This window comes from Brucella anthropi ATCC 49188 (assembly GCF_000017405.1).
GTDB lineage: Bacteria > Pseudomonadota > Alphaproteobacteria > Rhizobiales > Rhizobiaceae > Brucella > Brucella anthropi.
Genome location: NC_009667.1, coordinates 1075713 through 1082500, shown reverse-complemented (window position 1 = coordinate 1082500; position 6788 = coordinate 1075713). Strand labels below are relative to the sequence as shown.

Genomic DNA, 6788 nt, shown 5'->3' with positions numbered 1-6788 from the left:
AGTCAGTCTGCGTGTTGTCGATTTTCCGATGAACAGCACAACATTCGATGCATCCAGCGACCTGACAGTGGATGAGGTCGAGAAGGTTGTGCGGGATACCGGTGGTCTTCTGACCGACGGCGACGTGCAGGTTGCATCGCTCCACTATGTCGATCCTGCTCGTTTCGGCGGCACGGACTCGCCTTTCGCGCTTGGCCCAGCGCTTGGCGTGAAGATTACACAGGAGAATGTCAGTGTCGCACAGCGCGGCGATGACGAGACGGTTGGCGAAGGCTTTTCGGAAGAACTGATTCCTTTCCGCCAGACAGCCGATATCAAGCAGGCGCTCGAAGACGCCGGTTATACCGGCGACGATGCCGAAAACATGGCCGACTCGCTTGCCAAGCTGATGAACTCGCCGCGCCTCAAGGAAGGCAGCGTTTTGCGTGTCGGCACCGAGACGCAGGATGGCACGGACCGTATCGTGCGCGCCAGCATCTATAATCGCACCACGCATCTGGTGACGGTCGCCCTCAACGACAGGGGACAATATATTCCGTCCGACGAACCGGAACAGACCCCGCTTCTGCAGACGGCGTTTGATGGTAATGCCCTGCCGACGGCCATTCGGGGCAATCTGCCGAGTGTTTATGACGGGATCAGCCGGGCCGCGCTCGCTTATGGCATGTCGGAGACGATGCGCGAACAGCTCGTCAAGATGCTCGCAAGCGATGTTGACCTGCAGTCACGGCTTGCGCCGAGTGACCAGATCGACGCATTCTTCTCGCTGCCGGACGATCCCGACAAACCGGAAGCCGATTCGCAGCTTCTTTATGTTTCGGCCAATTTCGGCGGCACGACCCGAAAATTCTATCGCTATCAGGCTCCGGACGGGAGCGTCGACTACTTCAACGGCGACGGCAAAAGCGCGAAACAGTTCCTGCTCCGCAATCCGGTTCCCAATGGTGTCTTCCGCTCACCGTTCGGCATGCGCCGCCACCCGATCCTTGGCTATAGCCGCATGCATACCGGCGTGGACTGGGCCGCACCGCGCGGCACGCCGATCATCGCTTCCGGTAATGGCGTCGTGGAAAAGGCAGGCTGGACCAATGGCTATGGCAACCAGACCCTGATTCGTCATGCCAATGGTTATGTGAGCAGCTACAGCCACCAGAACGCCATCGCCCGCGGCGTTACCGCCGGTGCGCGTGTGCGGCAGGGACAGGTGATCGGTTATGTCGGATCGACGGGTCTTTCGACCGGTCCTCATCTTCACTACGAAATGATCGTGAACGGCACCAAGGTCGATCCGCTGCGCATTCGTCTGCCGGATAACAAGGCGCTTTCGGGCAAGGAGCTCGAAGCCTTCAAGCAGGAACGGGATCGCATCGACACTCTGTTGAACAGTGATGACAACGGCACCAAGCTTGCCTCGAACGGATCAACGAAGAGCTGATAAAAAGAAAGGCCGGGGGAAACGCCCCGGCCTTTCTCTTTGAATTCGCTGGAATGCTTACTCGGTAAACTCGACCGTTACGCCAGCTTTCACCAGTTTTGCCAGCTCTTCCGCATCCCAATTGGTCAATCGCACACAGCCATGGCTTGACGTCTTGCCGATTCTCGATGGCTCGGGCGTACCGTGAATGCCGTAGGTCGGCTTGGAAAGCGCGATCCAGACTGTTCCCACCGGCCCGTTTGGCCCAGGCGGAATGGTCAGCACCTTATCATTATTGCCCTGCTTGAAGTTGATCTTCGGATTGTAGGTGTAGTTCGGGTTGATCGCGATACGCTCGACCTGAACAACGCCGGAAGGTGACGGATTGTCCGACGAACCAATGGTCGAGGGATAGGCAACGACCAGCTTGCCGGCTTCGTCATAGCCACGAACCTGCTTGCGTCCCTTGTCGGCGATGATGCGGGCCACCTTGGTCCGGACAGGCTTGCCGAGGTTCGGAATCTTTACGATCGAACCCGGCTGATTGAAGTTTACGCCGGGATTGATCTCTTTCAGATAGGTCTCGTCTATATGAAATTTTTCACCGAGCATTTCGGTGACCGAGGTATACGCCATCGCCGGAAGCTGCGCCTTGTGGGCGTAATCTTCCGGGATGGAAGCAACGTATTGCCGTCCCACGTCTTCGTTGGTGATGGTGTATTCGGTGAAGGCTGGGCCACCTGTGGCTTCAAGTTCCGCATTGACCGCCGCTTCGTCTGTCGGATTGATCGATTTTCCGGTCAGCTCGCCATAGGCGGCAGCCGCCTTGTCGACATTGCTGCCCGAACGACCGTCGATGACGCCGGGCGATGCACCGGCGCGGTCGAGCAGAATCTGATAGGCTGCGATCTTTTCCTTTGCACCCTGCCCTTTCGGCATTTCGATTGCCGGAGCCATGTCGCTCGGATTGGGAACACCCCTTGGTTGTTCATAACCCGGCTGGCCATAATCCTGCTGGCCATCATAACCGGGATTGGCACTGGCTGAATTGGTGCTTGTATTGTCAGGATATTGATCGCCTGCCGGAGGCAGTTCCGACCGTTGCACCTGTCCATCACGGTTGCCGCCATATTGCGGTGCTGCCGGAGCGTCCGGGTAATAGTTCGGATCTTCGGGCACGTTGCCGAAACCGTCATAGGGAGCCCCACCGTCGACTGGACCATCGAGCGTCCAATTGTCGTCTGGCTGCGGTGCGCGGCGAACCCGACGGTCATAAGCGTTCGGGTCATAATTATTGGCGTCCTCGACACTGAGAATACGCCCGCGACGATCCATGGTAACGCGGCGGCCATACTGGTCGATAAAGACCCGTACCCGGCGATCATGATAGATTTCTTCACCCGGATCATAAAGCTGTGCAAGCTGTACCGGGCGTTCGGTAGCCACTGCAGAACTGCCTTCCCCCGCGCGCGCTGTACCGTTGACGGCAGTTACCGCGACGGAAGCAAACAAAGCGAAACGAAGCATGCGTGTGTAATGCGCCATGAAGAATGCCCTGGGTGATCGAGAGACCATGGATGCCGCGAATATGGTTAACAACTGATTAGCTGATAAAGCAGATGCCAGATGAACTGGACATGAAAATGGCCAACATCGAAGGAAAGCTGGAAAACTTGTCACGCCAGACATGAAAATGGCGCCGCAACCTATCCGGTTGCGGCGCCCAATGACCTCAACTCTTGAACGTTCAGGCGTTCTCGTCGATCTTCTGGCCTTCATCCTCAAGCGCACCACGAATCGGATGGAAATTGAGCCTGTCCGAACCGGCGGTAATCTTGACGATGGAACCATCCAGAATGTCGCCCAGTAGGATGCGCTCGGCGAGCGGATCCTGAACTTCTTTCTGAATGACGCGCTTCAACGGACGTGCACCATAGGCCGGGTCGTAACCCTTGTTGGCCAGCCATTCGCGTGCATCTTCTTCCAGCTGCAGCACGATCTTGCGATCGGTCAGAAGCATCTGGAGACGCTGCATCTGGATATCGACAATCGCACCCATGTCTTCACGGCGCAGCCGGTGGAACAGGATGATTTCATCGACACGGTTCAGAAATTCCGGACGGAAGGCAGCCCGCACCACGCCCATTACTTCCTCACGAACCGACTCGACATCGTCCTTCTCGCCAAGATTGACGAGATATTCAGCACCGAGGTTCGAGGTCATGATGATGACCGTATTGCGGAAATCGACCGTGCGGCCCTGTCCGTCGGTCAGGCGTCCGTCGTCCAGCACCTGCAACAGCACGTTGAACACATCCGGATGCGCCTTTTCGATCTCGTCGAACAGGATCACCTGATAGGGCCTGCGCCGAACGGCTTCCGTCAGAACGCCGCCTTCTTCATAGCCGACATAGCCGGGAGGTGCGCCGATCAACCGGCTCACGGAATGCTTTTCCATGAATTCCGACATGTCGATACGAACCATGGCCGTGTCGTCCTGGAAGAGGAACGCGGCGAGCGCCTTGGTCAGCTCCGTCTTACCGACACCGGTTGGGCCGAGGAAGATGAACGAGCCGATAGGCCGGTTAGGGTCCTGAAGCCCGGCGCGCGCACGGCGAACCGCCTTCGAGATGGCCTGGACAGCTTCGCCCTGCCCGATGACCCGCTTCGCAAGTTCGTCTTCCATGCGCAACAGCTTCTCACGCTCGCCTTCCAGCATCCGGTCAACCGGAATACCGGTCCAGCGTGAGATAATCTGTGCCACGTGGTCGGGCGTAACAGTCTCTTCAAGCAGAGAGCCCTTGTTTTCATGGCTTTCGGCTTCGACAAGCTGCTTCTCCAGCTGCGGAATCTTGCCATAGGCCAGTTCGCCCGCTTTCTGGAATTCACCGCTTCGCTGTGCAATGGCGAGGGCATTGCGTGCCTCTTCAAGCTGGCGCTTGAGATCAGCAGCAAGTCCGAGCTTCTGCTTTTCAGACTGCCATTTCGACGTCAGTTCCGCCGATTCTTCTTCCAGATCGGTCAGCTCCTTTTCGAGGCGCTGGAAACGATCCTTGGAAGCAGCATCGGTTTCAACCTTCAGCGCTTCGCGCTCGATCTTCAGCTGCATGATGCGACGGTCGATTTCATCCAGCTCTTCCGGCTTGGAATCAACCTGCATGCGCAGGCGCGATGCCGCCTCATCGACAAGATCAATGGCCTTATCGGGCAGGAAACGGTCGGTGATATAACGGTTCGACAAGGTTGCCGCAGCAACCAGAGCCGAATCCGAAACACGCACCTTGTGATGCTGCTCGTATTTTTCCTTCAGGCCACGCAGGATCGAAATCGTGTCCTCGACGGTCGGTTCATCAACGAATACCGGCTGAAAACGACGGGCAAGCGCTGCGTCCTTCTCGACATATTTGCGGTATTCTTCCAGCGTCGTCGCGCCAACGCAGTGCAATTCACCGCGTGCAAGAGCAGGCTTCAAAAGGTTCGATGCATCCATCGCGCCATCAGACTTGCCTGCACCGACAAGCGTATGCATTTCATCGATGAAGAGGATGATCTGGCCGGCAGCCGTCTGCACTTCCGAAAGTACTGCTTTCAGACGCTCTTCGAACTCACCGCGATATTTGGCACCGGCAATCAGCGCGCCCATATCGAGCGCCATCAACTGCTTGTCCTTCAAGGATTCGGGCACATCGCCATTGACGATGCGAAGCGCCAGACCTTCCGCGATTGCGGTCTTGCCGACGCCCGGCTCGCCGATCAGAACCGGATTGTTCTTGGTGCGGCGCGACAGAACCTGAATCGTGCGGCGGATTTCCTCGTCGCGACCGATCACCGGATCAAGCTTGCCTGCACGCGCATCCTCGGTCAGATCGCGGGCATATTTCTTCAACGCATCATAATTGCTTTCAGCGGACGCCGAATCGGCGGTGCGGCCTTTGCGCATATCTTTTATGACCTTGTTGAGCGCCGTCGGGGTCACACCGGCAGCGGAAAGAATTTCAGACGTCTTTGCGGATTTTTCCATCGCCAGCGCCATCAGAAGGCGCTCGACGGTGACGAAACTGTCACCGGCCTTGCTGGCAAGCTCCTCGGCAAGCGAGAAGACCTTGGCAAGCGGCTGCGATAAATAAAGCTGATCGTTGCCACCCGACACTTTGGGCAGCTTTTCGAGCGCACTCTGCAAGCCGATGCGCACATCGGCAATGCGCCCGCCCGCGCGTTCGATCAGGGACGAGGCAAGTCCTTCGTCATCATCGACGAGAACCTTCAACACATGTTCGGGTGTGAATTGCTGGTTGCCGGACGACAGCGCGAAAGTCTGTGCAGACTGGATAAAGCCCCGGACGCGTTCCGTATATTTTTCGATATTCATGATGTCTCCTTTGCCTTCCGGCCCATCAAGCGGCACCAGAAGATGTATGGTGACGAAGCCCCCACACTGGGCGGACTTCTTTCCAAGACAGCATATGGGACGATGGCCGGGTTTCGGCAAGGGTTACAGACACGTGAAGAACCAAATAAAAATGGCGCGGAAACCGCGCCATTTTTAACTTGATACACAGGGACGATCAGGCGTCGGAATCCGCAGATTCCGTTACCGGCGTCTCATCACCGCTATCCTTGGCGGCGCGGCGCGGACGACCAGGACGGCGCGTGGCGCGACGTGGCGCGGCCTCATCCGCAGAAGATGCATCGGCAACAGGAGCGGCCTCGGCGGCCACTGGTGCTGCCTGCTCGACCACGGCTGCAGCCGGAGCTTCTTCAGCCACCGGCTGAGCCTGTTTTTCCTGCGGCTGTTCGTCAGAACGCTCGTCAGCGTTGAAGCGCTCACGCTGCGGACGGCGGCCACGACCCAGACGACGATCGCGGTTGTCGCGCTCGCGCGGCTGCTGGCGACCTTCACCGGACTTTACCGGCTCGCCACCATCTTCGCCATAAACGACCTCGGCAGGCGTGCCCTCGATAACCGGCTGCGGGCCGGAACCGTTGACGGGCTGTGGCTGTGCTGCGACAGGCGTGAAACCTGCTTCCTCATCATCCGCACCGTCATCGTCGAAGGTTTCCTCGCGCTGGAATGGCACCGGATTCTGCGCCATGGCCGCCATGATGATGCGGTTGTAATGTTCAGCGTGCTGAAGATAATTTTCTGCCATCACGCGATCGCCAGATGCCTGTGCGTCCCGCGCAAGTGCCGAGTATTTTTCTGCAATATGTTGCGCATTGCCGCGGATCTTCACATCCGGGCCATTGCTTTCGTAATTGCGCGACAGAGGATTGGGGCCCTTGCGGTTGTTGTTGTTATTATTGTTATTCCCCCGTCCGCGCATGCGCCTGTTCTGCTGTGCTGGCCTCATATTCATCTCTTTTCAGATTAAAG

4 protein-coding genes (1 of these 4 only partly in view) are annotated in these 6788 nt (G+C 57.6%); 1 reads left to right on the top strand and 3 read right to left on the bottom strand.

All coding sequences use genetic code 11. The annotated features are described in order from the left end of the window. On the top strand, nt 1-1435 hold the 3' portion of the coding sequence (locus tag OANT_RS05365; protein WP_012091212.1) for a M23 family metallopeptidase. Its footprint begins 521 nt before the window's first position; 1435 of the gene's 1956 nt are visible here — the last part of the coding sequence; its start codon lies off the left edge, out of view; the stop codon is at nt 1433-1435. 57 nt (nt 1436-1492) lie between these two features. On the opposite strand, the gene OANT_RS05360 is transcribed toward OANT_RS05365, so the two are convergent. The 3 genes from OANT_RS05360 to OANT_RS05350 form a co-directional block, all read right to left on the bottom strand. Next, a complete protein-coding gene (locus OANT_RS05360; RefSeq protein WP_012091211.1) occupies nt 1493-2959 on the bottom strand; it encodes a L,D-transpeptidase in 1467 nt (488 codons plus the stop codon). Nucleotides 2960-3161: 202 nt separating this feature from the next. Further along, entirely contained in the window at nt 3162-5783 is a 2622-nt protein-coding gene (gene clpB, locus OANT_RS05355; RefSeq protein WP_012091210.1) for an ATP-dependent chaperone ClpB, read from the bottom strand. 196 nt (nt 5784-5979) lie between these two features. Then, a complete protein-coding gene (locus OANT_RS05350; protein WP_029375796.1) occupies nt 5980-6765 on the bottom strand; it encodes a DUF4167 domain-containing protein in 786 nt (261 codons plus the stop codon). Nucleotides 6766-6788: the final 23 nt, after the last annotated feature.